Genomic DNA, 18,867 nt, shown 5'->3' on the forward strand with positions numbered 1-18,867 from the left:
TGGGGTTAATTCCCTGCCTCAAATGCTTCTGCATCTTTACGTTTATCAACTTTATGCTGATCTTCAGAGCGACCTTCACGCCAGTAGCTGCTGATATACAACTGCTCATGGGCAACATGGCGTTCTTTCACCAATAGTTGACGCAATCCGCGCATATCTGAAAATTCACACGCTACCCAAATGCCAGGCTTCCCAGGGTGCCACGACAGTGCTGCCACTTCATCAATCAGGCTATCATTGCCGGTTACCCAGATAATCGATACACCTGCGGGCGCTTCCAGTGCTTGAATGTCGTCTGCCGTCGTTACTTTAATTACGGCATAACCCACTGTTTCTGGCGCGAGTTTCTCCAGATAGGTAGAGATAGCGGGGAGCGATGTCATGTCACCAGCGAATAATACCCAGTCATAACTCTCGGCTAAACCTTTTGAACTGCCCGGTCCGCCCACGACAATGGTATCGCCTTCCAACGCAGAGGAAGCCCAATAGGAAGCAGGGCCGCTGTGTTTGTCATCACCATGAATTGCCATGTCTACATCCATTTCGCCGGCATTTTGGTTGATTGCCCGAATGGTGTAGGTACGAAGCTGCGCATCTTTCATTGATGCGGGGGGCGATGTTAATGGATTACCATCGAAATCAAACATCAGTTTGACGTACGCCGAGGTTTCTATTTCAGGATATTGCTTTAGTGCCTCACCAGAAAAGGTAATGCGACGCATGTTAGGGGTGAGTTCGCGATTTTCTTTTACCACTAGACAGGCGGGTTGTCTTGGCTGTCTTTTTTCCATAATACTCTTCTCATTTATATATTCACTAGTGATTGTAAATACGAATCATTATTGAGAACAGCTCATTGTTACGGATAAACAGACACTGGGGAATCGTATAAATCGAACATAAAAAAAAGCCGGTGACCTGACGGCACCGGCAAAACACTTTTAGGAATACACATGGAAGCAGAAACAATGACATTCAACAACTGTCGTTCTGTAAGATAAACATTAGTTCATGATGATTTATTGATCGACATGGAAGACCATATCAACGTAGTAAACTGTATACCTATTGAACAGAATGTTCGTCTATGGCAGTAAAATTGATTGTTTAAACCCTAGAAAAAAAGCTCCCGCCATATGGCGGGAGAAATCAGAGGTTTTGGAAAGGCCGGGATAGGCCTAGAGGGGAGATTAACTGCCAAGAAGACAGTTCACTTTCAACGTCACAACGTCATCAGTGTTCTTTGCACAACCTGAACATTCCTCTGTGAAGTATTCAGATTTGCCAAATTAGGTAACAATCCTTCGTACTGCTGACATCCTGTCTGCTTTTCCTAAAGTGATTTCCTTGTCTGATTCTATTAATGCCAGTTGTGTGCCAGAGTGGTGGGCTTGTTACTGATTAATTCAAGATATTGAAATTTATAAGGTTTTAGTGTTGTTGGAAGTAAGGTTGGATAATTTTGGTAAATAACCATGGAAATATTTTCCCACCCAGTGTGTATTTTTTCATACACACTGTTAACACTGCATTTTTATCTCGATGAAATCGCGGTTCGATACACTTCATGGAGCAGGCGCATTGGAATAACGCAACCCGCTCTCCAATTCGAGAGCGCTTAGGCAAGCTGTTTTCTTATTTTTGCGGGTAAGTATTTTTCTACAGCCTTTCCGGTAACCGACCATACAAGCACGGCCGTCCAGGCAATCACTGAAAAACCCGCGGGAATGCAAGCCAACGCAATGAGCTTGGCCTGTTTACGATTAAAAATCATCGCTAAAATCGCGGGCAGGAACCACAAAACGGCTACAGCAGCACAAATAACAATAAGCTCTATAGCGGATACATCCTGAAGTCGGGTAAAAAATTCATTCACGGTCACTCTCCTTATTAACTTGTTCATTGTGCTTAGTCCAAGGCGAATCACTTTTATTACAGGTTGCTGCAATAATTTGTTGGGCCTGGGTAATATCTGACGGATGTCAGCTGAGAAAAGGCCTGAGAGAATAATGGCAGTTTTGGTTGTTTTGTAGTCATATGTGACATAACGAAGTGCAGTAGATTAATCATCTCCTGAATAAATGTTAAGCAAATATTATGACTAAAACGATTTGTATTCTTGCCTATGAGGGCGTCGAACTACTGGATTTATCAGGCCCACAGTCTGCATTTTTTGAAGCGAATCAGTGTCAGCCCGATAGCTATGAACTGAAAGTCGTGGGTTTTAGCACCAAAGCTGTTACTTGTGAAGCCGGCCTGCAGATTATACCCGAGCTGTCTATTGAAGAGATTGGCAAGTGCCATTCCCTGATTATTCCTGGCGGTGCGGGAAGTCGCAGTGACAGTATTACAGAATCGGATTTAGAAAAGCTTAGAAAGCTGATGGTTCACTCAGAGCGGGTAGTTTCTATCTGTACCGGAGCATATTTGCTTGCGCGAACAAGGTTGCCTTCGGGAACGAAAGTCGCCACACATTGGGCATTCGCAGAAAAATTGAAAACCGCGTTTCCCACACTAACGGTAGAAAGCGCAAAGCTCTATATCAGAGATGGGAAGTATTGGTCGTCTGCCGGTGTGACTTCTGGCATCGATTTAACATTAAGCCTCATTGAAGCCGATTGCGGCAAGGCTGTTGCTCATTATGTGGCGAAACATCTTGTGGTTTATATGAAACGTTCAGGTAATCAGAAGCAGTACTCAGACTTACTTGATATTCAGTCGCCACGGCAAGATCGCCTGGGCAATGTGATTAATTGGATTCGGGACAATATCGGCCGCGATATCACGGTTTCTCTTCTTGCTGAACAACTCTGCCTGAGCGAACGACAGTGTCATCGCTTCTTTATTGACGAAACGGGGCTTAATCCAGCTGCCTATGTAGAGAAATTTCGCATGCAGGTGGCCAGCGATCTGTTGGTCAGTTCAGAGCGGGAAATGAAAGCCATTGCCGTGTTTGTGGGCTTTTCCTCATACGATGGTTTTCGCCGGGCCTTTATTCGTAATTTTTCCGTTTCGCCTTCTGCATATAGGAATGCATTTCGGTTTATCTAATTGAGTATGCGAGTGTTAGAAATAAATTTATATTTTTAAATGAAAGTATTTAAATTTTTGTCCAATTAAATTATCTACACCAAAACATTAAAGGTTTTTAATCTAACAATTTCAAAATCTGACTTAAAAGTCTATGTGTTTGAATTTAAACGTTATTTTTTAAGGGGAAGAGCTCGCGCTCAGTTATTTTAAATAACTATACTTTCGTCTATATTTTTTGCTTTTTTCCAGACCACACCTATAAAAAAATGCATAATGGAGCGCTAAATTTCAGGGAAAGTGCTTGTCATGAATATCAAAAATTGTGAAGACGAAGCGATCCATTTAATCGAGTCAGTACAGAGCTTTGGCTATCTTCTGGCTATCGAGCCTGGCACCGGGCTGGTTCGCGTGATGAGTGTAAACATCGCGGATATTTTTTCGTCACCCATCGTGCCAAATGAAACACTGATGTCTGAGTTGGTAGAAATGCCCGACAACAGCACAGAAATTCTCACAGAACTTTATGCTAAGGCGGAAGCGGTAGGTCGCCGTCATTCATACGAGTGGAAGTTTCGCAATCAAATTTACCACGATGGTGAATGGCACCAATTGGTCAGCAGTGTTATTTACGCCAGCGGTGATTATCTCATTATTGAACTTGAGCCCTCACCGGTGCTCACTGGCAGTGTATCGTCTAAATGGACGCCAACAGATACCGATATCCGCCCCTTACTGCCTAGTCTTTTTGAACTTAACTCCGTGGAAGCAGTGGCGGATAAGATAGCGTCTGCCATGCGTGGCTTTATCGAATTCGATCGGGTGTGCGTGTACAAATTTGATAAAGACTACTGCGGAGAAGTCATCGGTGAAGATTGCGCTGACGACATGGTGCCGTTCAAAGGTTTACGATTTCCTGCTTCAGACATCCCCTCTCAAGCCCGTGCGCTTTACGTGAAAAACCTGGTCCGTTGCGTTTACGATACCGATGAAACACCAGTGCCTTTACTACCTGCGCTTTCTGATAGCGAAAGAACGCCCCTTGATATGTCACTTTCCATGATAAGAGGGGTTTCACCTGTTCATTTACAATACATGCGTAATATGGGCATTCGGGCTTCTTTTTCGGTGTCTTTGATTTATGAAAATCGTCTGTGGGGGCTTATTGCTTGTCATAATCGCGAGCCGAAATATGTAGAGCAGCGTAGTCGATTGATTTGCGAAAGCTTGTGTCAGGTTTTCACTTATCAATTGCATGGTAAAAGCGTAGAGGTCAAAAGGGAATCGCTTCAGAAGCGACAGCAAAACTTGAATCAGGCGATCAATGCCTTGACCAACAAAGGTAATCCGCTGGAAGGACTAAAAGACGAGCAGGACTTGTTGCTTTCGACTATGCGGGTATGCGGTATTGCGGTGGTCACGCCTAATTCCCACTATCTGGTAGGGAAAACGCCCAGCTTTGAAACCATTTCCCACCTGTTTCATGAGTATTCCAGCGATAGGTCTGGACCATCGAAGGTAACCGCACTGACGCGGATCTCCAGCGACATAATTGCAAACTTTAAGTTAAACGGTGTACGCGGTCTGTTTATTTCTCCGGTTTCGAGTCGCCACGGTTATTACACGATGTGGTTCCGTGAACCAGTGGATAAAACCGTACGCTGGGCGGGCAAAGTGCAAACCGATGGTGAAAAGCCTAAATCACTCACGCCGAGAGATTCATTCGAGACGTATCTGCAGACGGTGGTGGATCAGTCTGTTGAATGGTCTACCGACGATAAATTACTCATTGAAGCTTTTGAGCAATTGTTTATTCCTTACGCACTAGGGATGAAAAACTCGCTGGATAGCCAGGTGGCAAAATTAGAAGAACTGGATAAAGCAAAAGATCAGTTTCTTGCCAGTATTTCCCACGAATTACGTACCCCACTGAACTCGATTATGGGGTGGACGGATCTAGCATTAATGGATACGTCGAATAAGGAGCGTTTGGTTGAAGCGTTAAACGTAGTGAAGCGGGCTGCAAGCACTCAGGCTGATTTAATTAACGACATTCTGGATCTTTCCAGAATCATCTCAGGCACCATGAAGCTGAGTACACACACGTTGCCGATTAGCGAAGCAATTAAAGACGTAACTAAGCAATTCGAGGCAGGTTTCGGGGCGAAGAGTATTCACCTAACCAGTGTGTTCAAAGACGAGCATACTACCATTCTGGCGGATAAAGTGCGTATCAAACAGGTGATACATAACCTGCTCTCCAACGCCCTTAAATTTACGCCCAAAGGTGGCTCTGTCACTATTAGTGGAGCCCGTGACCATTCTAATTATAAATTCTTCGTGCGTGACACCGGAAAAGGTATCCCGGAAGAGCAATTGAATTATGTTTTCGAGCGCTTTTATCAAGGAAAGGTTTCGCACAACAAACAGGGCTTAGGCCTTGGGTTATCGATTGTTAAAAGTATTGTGGAAATGCACGGCGGTAGCATTTGGGCAATGAGCGATGGAGAAGGGTTGGGAGCCACATTTTATGTGACCTTACCCATTGCCCCTGTTGCTACGAAAAGCCCAGAAGAAACACAATCCAATATTGTTGAAGGCGCAGCGGGAAGCAGCGATCGTCTTCGTGGCCTGCGCATTCTGGTTGCAGAAGACGAAGAAGATGCCCGCAGATTCATTCGCCTGTTCCTTGAAAGTCACGGTGCGGTCGTCACCCTGGCGAAAAATGGTCTGGTAGCCTGGAAGTTACTTAATGAAACGCCTGAAGCGTTTAATCTGGTGCTTTCTGACATCGGCATGCCGGAACTTGATGGTTTGGGTTACATCGCGAAAATCAGAAGCAGCGAACGAGAAGATATTCGGAATTTCGATGCGGTTGCACTAACTGCTTATGCTTACACGGCGGATAGGGTTAAAGCCCTGAAGGCAGGATTTTCCAACTACGTTTCGAAGCCAGTTGATGCCGAAGAGTTGCTTACCGTACTGGAAATGTACAAACCTGAATAATCCTTCACGCCTTATCTGAATCTCAGATAAGGCGCCTGGGCGCTTTACAAATAAGAAAGCCACAGCATGAGCAAAGCGCCGCCTATCATAAACAAATTCTCTGAAAGTGATACAAAACCCAACGGCACATTACTGTCGCCGCCCACGCAAGCACACTTAAGTTCCCGCTTATCGATGTAAACCGCTTTAACAACGGAAACCGCACCGATGGTACCGATAAAAAGCGAGATTGGCGCAATGATTACTGCCGGCAACATCGCTACCATGCCAATACCCGCAAATGCTTCAAGAAAGGGATAAATATAGGCGTAGCGAAGATGTCGCATAGCCAGCAAATCGTAGGTGATGAAAGAGTTGGTGAAACTAAATAAATCTCGCAGTTTCTGAACGGCTAATAGGGTCATTGAAAAGGCGATAAAGAGCAATAGCGTGCGAATGCTAAATAGATTCGCCATTAGCGCATGCTGCATAGCCAGCGCTAACAGTAATCCAACGGCAAAAATGGCGAGTACAGGTGTATAAGTCGTACCAGACTGTGCGCTGTCCCCTTTATTGAACAAGGCTTGAAGGTCGTCATAGCCTCCTACACGCTTGCCGTCGATAAATGTTTGAGGCGTCGTTTTTACACCATGATCTTGCTTGAACTTGTCAGTTTCTTCTCGCGAGGTCAGCTTATGATCTTCAATTTCAAAGCCTTCTCGTTCTAGCAAATCTTTTGAGCGTAAGCCAAAAGGGCAAATATGCTCATTTGTTACCATACGATAGAGAATTGCTTTCTTAGCCATGTTTGCCTCATTTCAACGAAAACCTTATACAAAGTAGCTACGGCGTCAGCTTGATTTTTGATCGTCTTCCATTAAAAGGGTTTGAAATGACATACTTATATCTTAAGTTTTGCATTTCATCTTGCTCGTCACGGTGGTAACTTCATCCATAGACAATTCGCCTAACCTTAATTTGACGAGCGGTTTTAAAAGCGAAAACCGTGGTCGTACCTGGCCTGGGTGCCAAACAATGTCAGGGATTGCGCCAAGATATTAAAATTGAAACATATTTTGGTTAGGTTTCTGGTTAAGAAAGCGGATGATAGTGCCGATACAAATACTATCCTGGTGTTCAGGCAAGTGCGCTTCGAACTGCGAAATCGAATTCAATATCAATAAATAACTCGTTGGAAAGACAGTCTATGTTTAATCGTCACCTCGTCAAAGAAAATGAAGCACTTCGTCAAGAGCTTCACATGCTCAAACAGGTTCGTGAAAGTTTCTTAGAGGAAACGATTTATCTACGTCTGGATCATGCTGGCCGAATCGAATTCGTTAACCAACATTTTCAAAACGAGCTCGGATATACCGCATCTGAAGTAATGGGCCGTCCGTTTCTAGAGTTTGTTCCTGAAATCGCGAAGTCGACAATGCACTACAAAAAACTCAAAAGTGCTTTCGACATTAATCAGACTTATCAGGGGGCTATTGAATTTACGCGTCGAAATGGCGAAGAAGCTTGGCTGCGCAGCATCTTGCAGCCCGTTGTTGATATAGAAGGCCGGTTAGATCATTACTCTGTGAGCATGACAGATCTCACAAGAACGATTGCGTTGTCTAAAGAGCATGAAGATTTGGTAGAAGCATTACACAAATCGACCGCCACAATCGAGTTTGACCTAAACGGCCATGTTATCGACGCCAACAAGCCGTTCTTGCGTACAGTGAAATACGACCTGAATGACATCAAAGGCAAGCATCACCGCACCTTTTGTACCGACGAAGAAGCGAACTCTGAGGGCTACAAACAGTTCTGGTCCAAGTTAGCCCGTGGCGAGTTTGTCGCAGGTCGCTTCAAGCGCGTGGATTCGCATGGAAATACGATTTGGCTAGAAGCAACGTATAACCCCATTCACGATTCTCATGGGCGCTTGTATAAAGTATTTAAGTTTGCCACTGAGATTACTGCGCAGGTAGCGCAGGAGCAAGCCGTATCGAACGCGGCAGACATTGCCTATCACACATCTAACAATACCGATGCAGTGGCGAGAAAGGGTAAAGATGTCATCAACAAAGTGCTCGAGGAAATGTCTTCGCTGTCTGAACAAATGGATAAAGCGAAAGAAGGTATTCACGCCCTCGACTCACAATCTCAACAAATTGCCACGATTATTGGCAGTATCAGCGCTATTGCAGATCAAACCAACCTGCTTGCATTGAACGCAGCTATCGAGGCAGCGCGGGCAGGAGATCAAGGCCGTGGATTTGCTGTTGTTGCCGATGAAGTGCGTCAGTTGGCTTCACGCACCTCAGAAGCGACAGATGAAATTGTTAACGTGGTGAAACACAACCAATCTCTGGCTGCTGAAGCTGTTGACCTTGTAAACAAGGGTGATGAGAAAGCGCAGACAGGTTTGTCATATGCTGAAGAGGCCGGCGCGGTTATTGAAGAAATTCAAAATGGTGCCAGAGCGGTAGTGGATGCTGTTGGCCAGTTTGCGAATCAGCTAAACAACTAAATAGATTTTTCTTATATAAAAACGCAGCATGATCAACATGCTGCGTTTTTTTTGCAAAATACATTGATGTATTAGTTTTTATTTATATAATGAGGGTGAATATCTTAGACTTGATGTGAATAACCAGGCTGAATCTAATGTCTTCACTGTTGTTACGCTTTGCCACTCAGCGCGCTGGCTGGGTCTACATTCTTCTTCTGGCACTCACACTGGGTGCCGGCGCAATGATCCCTAATCTGACTGTCGATACCGATCCGGAAAACATGCTTCCGGCTGACCATCCGGCGAGAATTTTTCATAACCAGACTAAGCAGACGTTCGCCATGCACGATGCCATTGTGGTGGGCGTGGTCGCTGAGCAAGATGCTAACGGTGTCTATACGCCTGAAACTCTGTCGGAAGTGAAGCAACTTACGGATAGCATTCTTGAGCTCGATGGTGTGATTGATGCGGATTTAATGTCGCTTTCCACGGTGGACAATATTTCTCAGGCCGGGCCAGGGACCATTCGGTTTGAGTGGATGATGGACAAGGCACCGGTTGATGAAGCGGGCGCGAAAGCCATCGAGCAGAGCATCTCCCGCCTGCCGCTGCTGTACGATACGCTGGTGGCGGAAACCGGCAAAGCGGCAGCGATTTATGTGCCTATTGCGGATAAAAACGAAAGTTATCGCATTGCTGAAGACATCCGTGCCGCCATCAGCAAAATGGGGTCGCAGCAACAGTGGTATATCACCGGTCTGCCGGTGGCGGAAGATCAGTTTGGTGTAGAAATGTTCATTCAAATGGGCATTTCCGCGCCACTGGCCGGGCTAATGATCTTTATTCTGCTTTTCCTGTTTTTTCGCAATTTGCCGCTAATCATCGCACCAATGATTGTTGCTATGGCGACGGTGATCGTCACCATGGGTATCATGATTGGTATGGGCTTTACCGTACACATCATGTCGTCGATGATTGCGATTTTCCTGATGCCCATCGCGGTGGTGGATTCGGTGCACATTCTGTCGGAGTTTTCAGACCGCTATAAGCCGGGCGAAAGCGCCGGGGAAGTTATCAGCAAGGTGGTGTCTCATCTGTTCACACCCATGCTATATACCTCAATTACTTCATCAGTAGGCTTTTTCTCACTCATGCTGACGCCTATTCCGCCAGTGCAGATCTTCGGCGCGTTTGTTGGCTTCGGCATTCTGTTCGCTTTCCTGGTCACGTTGGTATTCATGCCCGCCTATGTGTCCCGTATGAGCGATAAGGCATTGCTGAATTTGCAGCAAACAATGCACGGTGAAGGTGATGGTCAGTCTCGTGTTGCTGCTATTGCCCGAAGTATTGGTAAGCTGGCAATGTCCTGGCGTCGGGGCTGGCTGGTCGTATTCAGTGCTTTATTTGCAGTTTCAGTTTGGGGAATCACCCAGATCCAGATTAATGACAACCCGGTTCGCTGGTTTAAAGCTGACCACGAAATCCGTGTGGCTGACAGAGTGCTGAACGAGAATTTTGCCGGGACTTATAATGCTTACCTGGTGTTTAGCGATACCAATGCGGTGCCTTCGGCAGCGGCATTAATTGGGGTGGATGTACCCGAAGAATTATCTGGCTGGCAGTGGGATACGCTTAAATCTGTGGCAGAACAAACCCCAACTGCTGCACTGGAGTCGCTAATTATCGCTATCGACGACGCCTTGTTTACCGTGGAGTCGGATGAAGCCTTGGATTATCTGGACAAACTGGTAGCACGCACAGAGAAAGCCTTGTCGGCAAGCAAAACGTTCCAGTTCCCCGCTCAACTGGCGTACATTTCAGATCTTCAGAATTACCTGGCGACCACCGGTCTGGTGGGTAAATCTAGCTCGCTGGCTGATGTGGTTAAAGTGGTGAACCGTGAACTCCGTGGCGGCGAGGAGAAAGACTACGCCCTGCCGGATTCTCCCCAGGCCGTTGCACAAACCCTGCTGCAGTATCAGTCCTCACATCGCCCTAATGATTTATGGCACTTTGTTACGCCGGATTACCGTGAAAGCCTGCTGTGGCTGCAGCTCACCAGTGGTGATAATCAGGATATGACAGCGGCGATGAAGCTGGCTGAGCAATACGTTTCTGAGCATCCGCTCCCTGCAGGAATTGATTACCAGTGGGCAGGTAAGGCCTATCTTAATGTGGTGTGGCAGGAGAACATGGTCGCCGGCATGCTCAATAGTCTGCTTGGTGCGTTCATCATGGTTTTTGTCATGATGATGGTGCTGTTCCGATCCTTCGTTTTCGGCGTGCTAGCCATGCTACCACTGACGATTACCATCGCTTTCATTTACGGCCTCATTGGTATTGTCGGTAAAGACTACGACATGCCTATCGCCGTGCTTTCTGCACTCACTTTAGGGTTATCAGTGGACTTCGCCATTCATTTCCTCGAACGTGCACGGGCAATATTCAAAGAAACTAACAATGTATCCGCAACACTTGAAGCCATGTTCGGCGAACCTGCCTCTGCCATTACCCGCAACGCTCTGGTTATCGCGCTGGGCTTTACGCCCTTGTTGTTTGCCCCGCTGGTGCCCTACATCACCGTAGGTGTTTTTCTGGCCAGTATCATGGCAATTTCCGCACTGGTGACCCTACTGGTGCTGCCTGCGGCAATGAGTTTGCTGCATCGTTTTGTTTTCAAATCCCGTTAACCGGGAGCAGGAGAGTAAGATGGTTGTGAGAAGTATGAAATCTGCAATGGCATTGGCATTCACCGGTTTACTGGTGGCATCTGCATCAGTCTGGTCTGCTGAATTCGATGTAAACGAGCTGATTCAAGCATCAGAACGGGCATCGTATTATGCCGGTGACGATGGCCGTTCAGATGCGCGAATGATGATTGTGGACGCGCAGGGCCGTAAACAACTGCGTCAGTTCACTATTCTGAGAAAAGACGTTGCCGACAATGACGATCAGAAAATGATGGTATTCTTCACCCGTCCGGCCGATGTGCGCGATACCGTATTCCGGGTAGAGAAACATGCTGCCGTTAGTGAGGACGATGATCGCTGGTTATATCTGCCGGCGCTGGACCTGGTGAAGCGAATTTCTGCCGGTGATAAACGCACCTCATTTGTCGGTTCACACTTTTTCTACGAAGACGTATCTGGCCGTGCTGTTAGCGAAGATCACTTCACTCTTCAGGAAGAAACCGACAGCCGTTACGTACTGAAAGCCGAACCTAAAAATCCTGATTCCGTTGAGTTCAGCTACTACGTGGTGGAAATCGATAAAACTACGAAAATACCTATGCTGATCAACTTCTACAAAGCGAATGGTGAGAACTATCGCCGGATAGAGGCGGTGGAAGTAGAAACGATTGAGAGTTTTCCCACAGTGACCCGCTCGAAAGTGTCTGATTTGGCTTCTGGTGGTTACACGCTGATGGAATTCCGAAATATGGACTACAACCTGGGCCTAGAAGACGACATCTTCAGTGAACGTAGTCTGCGCACGCCGCCTATGCAGTGGTTGAAATAATATGGCCGGTAACAGCTTTCGTACAAGCCTGCTGGCGGCAGCACTTGCGCTGAGTGTTGGCGTATTCGCGCAGGAAGCGTCACCAGCTGTAGACGATTGGGGCGCTTTTGATGAAATGGGCGATTGGGACGATGAAGAAGTCGCGTCTCCGTTCAACTGGGCCGGATTTATTGATATTGCCGCCGGTACCCGTTTACAGAGCGACAGCGCTATTCGTGGTGACACCACGCTGGCTGATGTGCGCGGTCAATTTCAGGCGGACTATGCTTTTGAAAGTTCGAAAATCGGCTTTCGTGGTGATGTCTGGTACGACGGTGTCACCGATAGCTGGGAGTCACAAATCCGTGAGCTTTACTGGCAGGGCAATCTCGGTTTTCTCGGTAACGCTGGAGAGAAGTTCGACCTCAAAGCGGGTCAGCAGATCCTCACCTGGGGCGTCGGGGATTATCTGTTCCTCAACGATTTATTTCCTAAGGATTATCAGTCCTTCTTCGCCGGGCGGGACGACGATTACCTGAAATATCCGTCACTGGCGGTAAAGCTCAGTGGCTACTTTGACTTGGTGAACGTGGATTTTGTGGTGATGCCGGAATTCGAGCCGGATAACGGTATCAACGGTGAATATTTCTCCTACTTTAATCCCATGCTCGGTGAAAACACCGGTGCACGTATGGTGATCCCGGATGAAAACAAGCCCGACGACCCGGAATACGCGCTGCGTTTATTTCGCAGTGTGGCGGGAACGGAACTGGCGATTTACGGTTACAAGGGGTTCATCAAGCTGCCTGAAGCGGCTGGCGAACTTGGCAGGCCTTTGTACAGCGACCTTATCGTAACCGGATTCAGCGCCATCCGGCCCATTGGCCCGGGTATTGGTAAGCTGGAATACGCTTTTCATGATGGTGAAGATACCGATGGCTCAGACCCCCTTATTCCTAACGATCAGAGCCGCCTGCTGATTGGTTACGAGCAAGAACTGATTGCAAATTTGACCGGTGGCCTGCAGTGGTACACCGAGTTTAATCATGGTTACGATGCGCGGATAGCCAACAGCCCGTGGCCGCAATTCGAAGCGGCGGAGCGCCGTCACGTGATCACCACACAACTGCGCTATCAGGCATTGCAGCAGACGCTGGTGTTGCACGCATTTAACTTCTGGTCACCCACCGATGATGATGGCTTCCTGCGATTCCGGGCAACGTACTCACCCACCGACAAATGGCAGGTGTCCGGCGGCATGAATCTGTTTTATGGCGATGAAGCACATACGTTTTATGGTCAGTTTGAAGATGCATCCAACGTGAATGCGTCTTTTCGTTTCTTTTTTGAGGGATAGCATCGCTTAATTCTGTATCCGCAGATACACAGCGTAGCAGTACGCAGCAAAGACTGTGGTAAATTGTATGTGTGAGGGTAGGTGAGTTGCACGGCTTGTCTCCTTTTGACTGGCTCGTCTTAACAAAGTAACGGGGCAGCTTCTTCAAACGGGTTATTTATTTTTCTTTTTTCGGAGTTTTCTTGGAAGGCATTGCATTTTTCGAGCTGTTTACCGGTGCCGGTGAGCTTTCTTCACTGGTTGCCGCTGGCCTCATCGCACTCACATTCATTACCAGCATCATTACTGCCACCATTGGTATTGGCGGTGGCGTTTTATTGCTGGCGACCATGGCGACGGTGATGCCGCTGGCGGCGCTCATTCCTGTTCATGGTTTGGTGCAACTGGGCACAAATGGTAGCCGGGCGTTTATGACTCGGCAGCATACCGACTGGAACATGGTGAAGTGGTTTGTGGCTGGCGCGTTGATTGGTGCTGTCATGGCATCTTTTATTGTGGTGCAGTTGCCATTAGTGGCTATTCAGTTTGCTATTGCAGGCTTTATTTTGTTTCTGGTGTGGGGGCCTAAACAGAAAAACCGGGAGTTGGGTGACAAAGGCCGCTTTGTTGCGGGTATTTTTACTACAGTGGCAACCATGTTTGTAGGTGCAACTGGGCCGCTGGTGGCGGGCTTTGTTCATCGTTCTACCAGCGACAAAATGAAGCTGGTATCGACTTTTGCTACCTGTATGACTTTTCAGCATCTGCTTAAAGCGTTTGTATTCAGTTTTGCTGGGTTCGCTTTTTTTCAGTGGTTTCCATTAGTATTGGCAATGATTGCCAGCGGCTATGCCGGTACCTGGCTTGGGCTTAAATTTCTGAAAAAAGTCCCGGCTGAAAAATTTCGTTTAATATTCCGTGTGGTGGTAACGCTGTTAGCCATGCGCCTTATCTGGCAGGGGATTGAAGGGTTATGATGGCCAAGCGTTGACGCGGCTTACATCAAAGCTTACGTCAGCGTTTACGCAACGTCAGCTCGTATCTTTGTAACTTGCGGTACAGCGTACGGGTGCTTACGCCCAGCAATTCTGCGAGTGATTCCGGCGTGCCGTCATAAGTTGCTGCTATATCCGAAAGATAACTGGCTTCTGCCTCATCCAGCGTTTTAAGGTGAGGGGTAAATTCAGGCTCACCACCAGTATTCTGTACGCTAAGGTGCATCGGTAAATCAGCAGGGGTGATCTGATCGTCAACAGACAGCAGCGCTGATTGCTCCACAATATTACGTAGTTCACGGATATTCCCTGGGAAGCCGTAACGATTCAGGAGTAGCAGTGCTTCTCGGGTGAAACTTTTATCTGCATGCCCAGTTTGAATAAGAAAGTGTTGGCAAAGCTCCGCGATATCTTCCCGTCGCTGCCGCAAAGACGGCAATAAAATGGGAAAGCCTGCAATACGGTAATATAAGTCCTGACGAAACTGCCCCTTTTCCACCATCTCTTTTAGATTCTTGTGGGTGGCGCACACCAGTCGGAAATTGGATTTTCTCTGCTTCAAGCTGCCCACCGGGCGATAGCTGCCGGTTTCCAGCAAACGCAGTAATTTTACCTGCATACTCAACGGTACATCGCCAATTTCATCAAAGAATACGGTGCCACCGTCGGCCGCGTCTATCAGGCCCTTTTTCGACGTGCTGGCGCCGGTGAATGCGCCTTTCTCGTATCCAAATAGCTCCGACTCAAACAAGGTTTCGGTTAGACCTGTACACTCAATTACCACAAAGGCTTCTTTACGGCGCTTGCTGCTGTCGTGAATAGCCTGGGCAACCAGTTCCTTGCCTGAACCGGTTTCCCCCTGAAGCAATACGGCAATGTCTGCCGGCGCCGCGCGGCTGATTTGCTGCAACATCTGGCGGAAAGAGGGGGCGTTGCCAATGAGCTTGCCTTTTCCTGCCCGACTCGAAGCGTATTGAATTCGTTCCAATATTTCCAAATACCCGAGAACCATGCCGTCCTCATCGTGCACCGGTTTCATCAGAATGTCGCAGTAAGAATCACCATGCTGGGTTTTATGGTTATGCACCACTGTGGTGGCGCGTCCGGACTGCTGACACTCTGCCAGCGGGCAGGATTCTCCGGCTTGATCACAGGGTACCGTGTTGCGGTGAGATATCTGGTGGCAACGACTCTGACCCGTAATAACGTCATCCTGATAAGTGTCGCGGTAAGGCTGATTAACGGCGTGGATAACATAGTCCGGCGTAATAAAAATGGCCGGTTTGTCGATGGCATTAATCATCGATTGAATGATGCTGATATTCATATGTTGTCTGACGATACTGTCACTATGGTGACAAATTTGTCAAAAAATTTCGTTTTCCGCAATGAAAGTTTGCCAATTCTATAAAGATAAATCTTGCGATGGATCAAGTTGCGACAAAATCTAAAGGTGTAATGTAGCGCCATGAATCCAGCGACGTGTCTTGAGTCTTACCGACTAGCCTGTTGTCTCTGCTGTATGCGTATATCTATCGGTTATTAGCTATTTGCAAGCACCAGACGATAGGAGTTCGCCATTCATTCAACGGTTGGCACGACACGTGCTCAGGAAGTGAATAAATGGCAGCCGATGTGTCGCCAAAGAAAGAGCCAAATTACTAATTAACCGGGAGATGTTCCTAATGAGCGATACATTAATTGAGTTATCGCGCTGGCAGTTTGCATTAACTGCTATGTTCCATTTTATCTTCGTTCCTCTCACCCTCGGACTCACGTTCCTGCTTGCCATTATGGAATCGGTGTACGTGATGACCGGCAAGGAAATCTATAAAGAGATGACCAAGTTCTGGGGTAAGTTGTTCGGGATAAATTTCGCAATTGGTGTGGCAACGGGCCTCACCATGGAGTTCCAGTTCGGTATGAACTGGTCCTATTATTCTCATTACGTAGGTGACATTTTTGGCGCACCACTGGCAATTGAAGGATTAATGGCGTTCTTCCTCGAATCAACGTTCGTGGGCCTGTTTTTCTTCGGCTGGGACCGCATGTCAAAAGTGAAGCACCTCATGGCGACCTGGTTGGTAGCTATCGGCTCAAACTTCTCTGCACTGTGGATCCTTATCGCCAACGGCTGGATGCAAAATCCTGTGGGCGCAGAGTTCAATGTTGAATCCATGCGTATGGAAATGGCCAGCTTCGCTGATGTGATTTTCAACCCTGTGGCACAAGTCAAATTTGTTCACACCGTCTCTGCAGGTTATACCACTGGCGCCATGTTCATTCTGGCGATCTCAAGCTATTACCTGCTTAAGCACAAACACGTGGCCTTCGCCCGTCGTTCGTTTGCAATTGCAGCAAGCTTCGGTCTGGCATCGGTATTGTCTGTAATCATCCTCGGCGATGAAAGTGGTTACGAAATCGGCGACGTGCAGAAAGTAAAACTGGCTGCTGTTGAAGCTGAATACGAAACCCATCCTGCTCCCGCGCCATTCACCATCTTTGGTATTCCGAACGATGAAGAAGAGCGTATGGACTATGCCATTCAGATCCCTTATGCCATGGGTATTATTGCCACTCGTAGCTTCGACGAAGAAGTGATTGGTATTAAAGATCTGAAAGAGAATCACCGTGTGCGTATTCTATCTGGTGTTCAGGCGTACAAATACATGGATGCAGTACGTGACGGCTCTGCAACGCCAGCTGAAAAAGCGTTGTTTGAAGCAAACAGAGAGAACCTGGGTTACGCCATGTTGCTGCAACCTTACACCGACGATATCACTCAGCCCACACCTGAAGCGCTGAAAAAGGCCGTGGATTACAGCATTCCGCCCGTGGCGCCGCTATTCTACTCTTTCCGCCTTATGGTGGTTGCAGGCTTCCTGATGTTGGTGCTGTTTGCCACTGCATTCTGGTACAGCACTAAACACCGTATCACCCAACCACGCTGGTTACTTAAATCTGCGTTGTATGGTTTGCCGCTGCCTTGGATTGCCTGTGAAGCGGGCTGGTTTGTGGCTGAGTTTGGTCGTCAGCCATGGTCTATCGCCGAAGTACTGCCGGTTCATGTGTCAGTGTCAAATTTGAGCGTAAGTGATGTGGTGTTCACTATGGTTGGCTACACCCTGTTCTACACCGTGATGTTCATCATTAGCTTCTATCTGATGAAGAAGTTCGCCAAAAAAGGACCCACTCCGCCAGCGGATGAGAAAGAAGAAAGCGTTATTGGCCTGAATGAAGGAGTACACGCATGATTGATTATGAAGTTCTAAGGGTAGTTTGGTGGGTGCTGGTGGGCGTGCTGCTGATTGGCTTCGCCATCACCGACGGCTTTGATTTAGGGGTAGGCGCACTGCTTACCATTATCGGACGTACCGACGAAGAGCGTCGGGTAATGATTAATACGGTAGGACCACACTGGGACGGTAACCAAGTCTGGTTTATCACTGCAGGTGGCGCTATTTTCGCTGCCTGGCCAATGATTTATGCCACCGCGTTCTCCGGTTTTTACATTGCATTGTTTCTGACCCTTGCGGCACTGTGGATGCGTCCGCTAGGCTTTGATTATCGCAGTAAATTACCCAGCCAGAAATGGCGTAAAAACTGGGATATTGCCCTGTTCTTCGGTGGTTTTGTTCCTATCCTGATTTTCGGTGTGGCCTTCGGCAACCTGTTGCTGGGTGTACCTTTCGAGCTGGATAACACCCTGAAATCAACCTACAGCGGTTCTTTCTTTGGTCTGCTAAACCCATTCGCTATTCTGTGTGGCTTGGTATCAGTGGCGCTGCTGCTTAATCATGGCTCTGCCTGGTTGCAGATGAAAACGGACGGTTTTGTTGAATCTCGGGCACGCTCTGCATCGATGGTGTTGTCGCTGGTTACTGTGACACTGTTTATTCTGGCTGGCGTATGGATTGCGTTCGGTGTCGATGGATACGTAGTAACGTCGACTATCGATACGGGTGCAGTGACTAATCCTATGCATAAAACGGTCGCCACTGAAACCGGTGCGTGGATGAATAACTATAGTCTGTATCCCTGGATGGTGATCGCACCTGCGCTGGGTATTCTGGGCGGATTAGCTTGTGCTTTTTTCTCAAAAGCAGCGCGCGGCGGATGGGCATTTGTCTCTAGTTCTGTCATGATTGCGGGCGTCATCTTAACTGCGGGTTTCTCCATGTTCCCGTTCCTGATGCCAAGCAGCACCATGCCAGACGTGAGTCTGACAATGTGGGATGCGACATCCAGCGAAATGACCCTACGTATCATGTTTTTTGTAGCCTGTGTGTTTGTACCGATTGTTTTGTCTTACACCGCTTACGGCTTTTACGTAATGCGCGGTCGCATTAAAAACGCTGATTTAGACAAATCTCACGCAATTTACTAGGAGAAGATACTATGTGGTATTTCACTTGGATCCTTGGTGTACTGCTGGCTTGCTCATTCGGCATTATTAATGCCATGTGGCTGGAAGCGACCGAGAACCTGGACCGCCCCGATACTGAAGAATAAGGGCT

Annotated in this window: 14 protein-coding genes; 10 read left to right on the top strand and 4 right to left on the bottom strand. The window is 47.5% G+C overall.

The genetic code is table 11. The annotated features are described in order from the left end of the window. Window positions 1–5 precede the first annotated feature (5 nt). Window positions 6–791 carry a siderophore-interacting protein gene (locus tag ACXAFQ_RS06600; RefSeq protein WP_474818887.1) on the bottom strand — a complete coding sequence of 262 codons (786 nt, stop codon included), beginning with the start codon at window positions 789–791 and terminating at the stop codon, window positions 6–8. 827 nt (window positions 792–1,618) lie between these two features. Next, window positions 1,619–1,876 (bottom strand): superinfection immunity protein, encoded by a 258-nt coding sequence (locus tag ACXAFQ_RS06605; protein ID WP_474818888.1) that lies wholly within the window; start codon window positions 1,874–1,876, stop codon window positions 1,619–1,621. 221 nt (window positions 1,877–2,097) lie between these two features. Here ACXAFQ_RS06605 and ACXAFQ_RS06610 point away from each other — a divergent pair, with 221 nt between their 5' ends. Next, window positions 2,098–3,051, top strand: coding sequence for a GlxA family transcriptional regulator (locus ACXAFQ_RS06610; RefSeq protein WP_474818889.1), 954 nt, complete (start codon window positions 2,098–2,100; stop codon window positions 3,049–3,051). A 288-nt stretch (window positions 3,052–3,339) separates the two neighbouring features. Next, window positions 3,340–6,036 carry an ATP-binding protein gene (locus ACXAFQ_RS06615; RefSeq protein ID WP_474818890.1) on the top strand — a complete coding sequence of 899 codons (2,697 nt, stop codon included), beginning with the start codon at window positions 3,340–3,342 and terminating at the stop codon, window positions 6,034–6,036. Between the two features lie 44 nt (window positions 6,037–6,080). Here ACXAFQ_RS06615 and ACXAFQ_RS06620 read toward each other — a convergent pair whose 3' ends face one another. Next, window positions 6,081–6,821 (bottom strand): MauE/DoxX family redox-associated membrane protein, encoded by a 741-nt coding sequence (locus ACXAFQ_RS06620; protein ID WP_474818891.1) that lies wholly within the window; start codon window positions 6,819–6,821, stop codon window positions 6,081–6,083. Window positions 6,822–7,222: 401 nt separating this feature from the next. Between ACXAFQ_RS06620 and ACXAFQ_RS06625 the strand changes: the two genes are divergently transcribed. The 5 genes from ACXAFQ_RS06625 to ACXAFQ_RS06645 all read left to right on the top strand — a co-directional run bounded on the left by ACXAFQ_RS06625 (window position 7,223) and on the right by ACXAFQ_RS06645 (window position 14,332). Continuing rightward, the gene (locus tag ACXAFQ_RS06625; RefSeq protein WP_474818892.1) at window positions 7,223–8,539 is read left to right on the top strand and encodes a methyl-accepting chemotaxis protein; all 1,317 of its coding nucleotides are present in this window, start codon (window positions 7,223–7,225) and stop codon (window positions 8,537–8,539) included. A 137-nt stretch (window positions 8,540–8,676) separates the two neighbouring features. Then, window positions 8,677–11,211, top strand: coding sequence for an efflux RND transporter permease subunit (locus ACXAFQ_RS06630; RefSeq protein ID WP_474818893.1), 2,535 nt, complete (start codon window positions 8,677–8,679; stop codon window positions 11,209–11,211). A gap of 19 nt (window positions 11,212–11,230) precedes the next feature. Further along, a complete protein-coding gene (locus tag ACXAFQ_RS06635; protein ID WP_474818894.1) occupies window positions 11,231–12,040 on the top strand; it encodes an outer membrane lipoprotein-sorting protein in 810 nt (269 codons plus the stop codon). Window position 12,041: 1 nt separating this feature from the next. Beyond that, window positions 12,042–13,376 carry a hypothetical protein gene (locus tag ACXAFQ_RS06640; RefSeq protein WP_474818895.1) on the top strand — a complete coding sequence of 445 codons (1,335 nt, stop codon included), beginning with the start codon at window positions 12,042–12,044 and terminating at the stop codon, window positions 13,374–13,376. 191 nt (window positions 13,377–13,567) lie between these two features. Continuing rightward, window positions 13,568–14,332, top strand: a complete 765-nt coding sequence (locus ACXAFQ_RS06645; RefSeq protein ID WP_474819281.1) for a sulfite exporter TauE/SafE family protein — start codon at window positions 13,568–13,570, stop codon at window positions 14,330–14,332. A gap of 37 nt (window positions 14,333–14,369) precedes the next feature. Here ACXAFQ_RS06645 and ACXAFQ_RS06650 read toward each other — a convergent pair whose 3' ends face one another. Then, window positions 14,370–15,677: a sigma-54 interaction domain-containing protein gene (locus ACXAFQ_RS06650; RefSeq protein ID WP_474818896.1), complete on the bottom strand. Its 1,308-nt coding sequence runs from the start codon at window positions 15,675–15,677 to the stop codon at window positions 14,370–14,372. 358 nt (window positions 15,678–16,035) lie between these two features. On the opposite strand from ACXAFQ_RS06650, the gene ACXAFQ_RS06655 reads away from it, so the two are divergent. The 3 genes from ACXAFQ_RS06655 to cydX are packed head-to-tail and all read left to right on the top strand — an operon-like array spanning window position 16,036 to window position 18,862. Further along, window positions 16,036–17,604, top strand: coding sequence for a cytochrome ubiquinol oxidase subunit I (locus ACXAFQ_RS06655; protein ID WP_474818897.1), 1,569 nt, complete (start codon window positions 16,036–16,038; stop codon window positions 17,602–17,604). Further along, complete coding sequence (gene cydB / locus ACXAFQ_RS06660; RefSeq protein ID WP_474818898.1) at window positions 17,601–18,737, top strand: cytochrome d ubiquinol oxidase subunit II; 1,137 nt, start codon at window positions 17,601–17,603, stop codon at window positions 18,735–18,737. Before ACXAFQ_RS06655 ends, cydB begins: the two co-directional genes overlap by 4 nt. A gap of 11 nt (window positions 18,738–18,748) precedes the next feature. After that, on the top strand, window positions 18,749–18,862 hold the full coding sequence (gene cydX / locus ACXAFQ_RS06665) for a cytochrome bd-I oxidase subunit CydX (protein ID WP_070123361.1): 114 nt from the start codon (window positions 18,749–18,751) through the stop codon (window positions 18,860–18,862). The last annotated feature ends 5 nt before the right edge of the window (window positions 18,863–18,867 follow it).

The organism is Alteromonas sp. ABH2_165 (assembly GCF_056159945.1).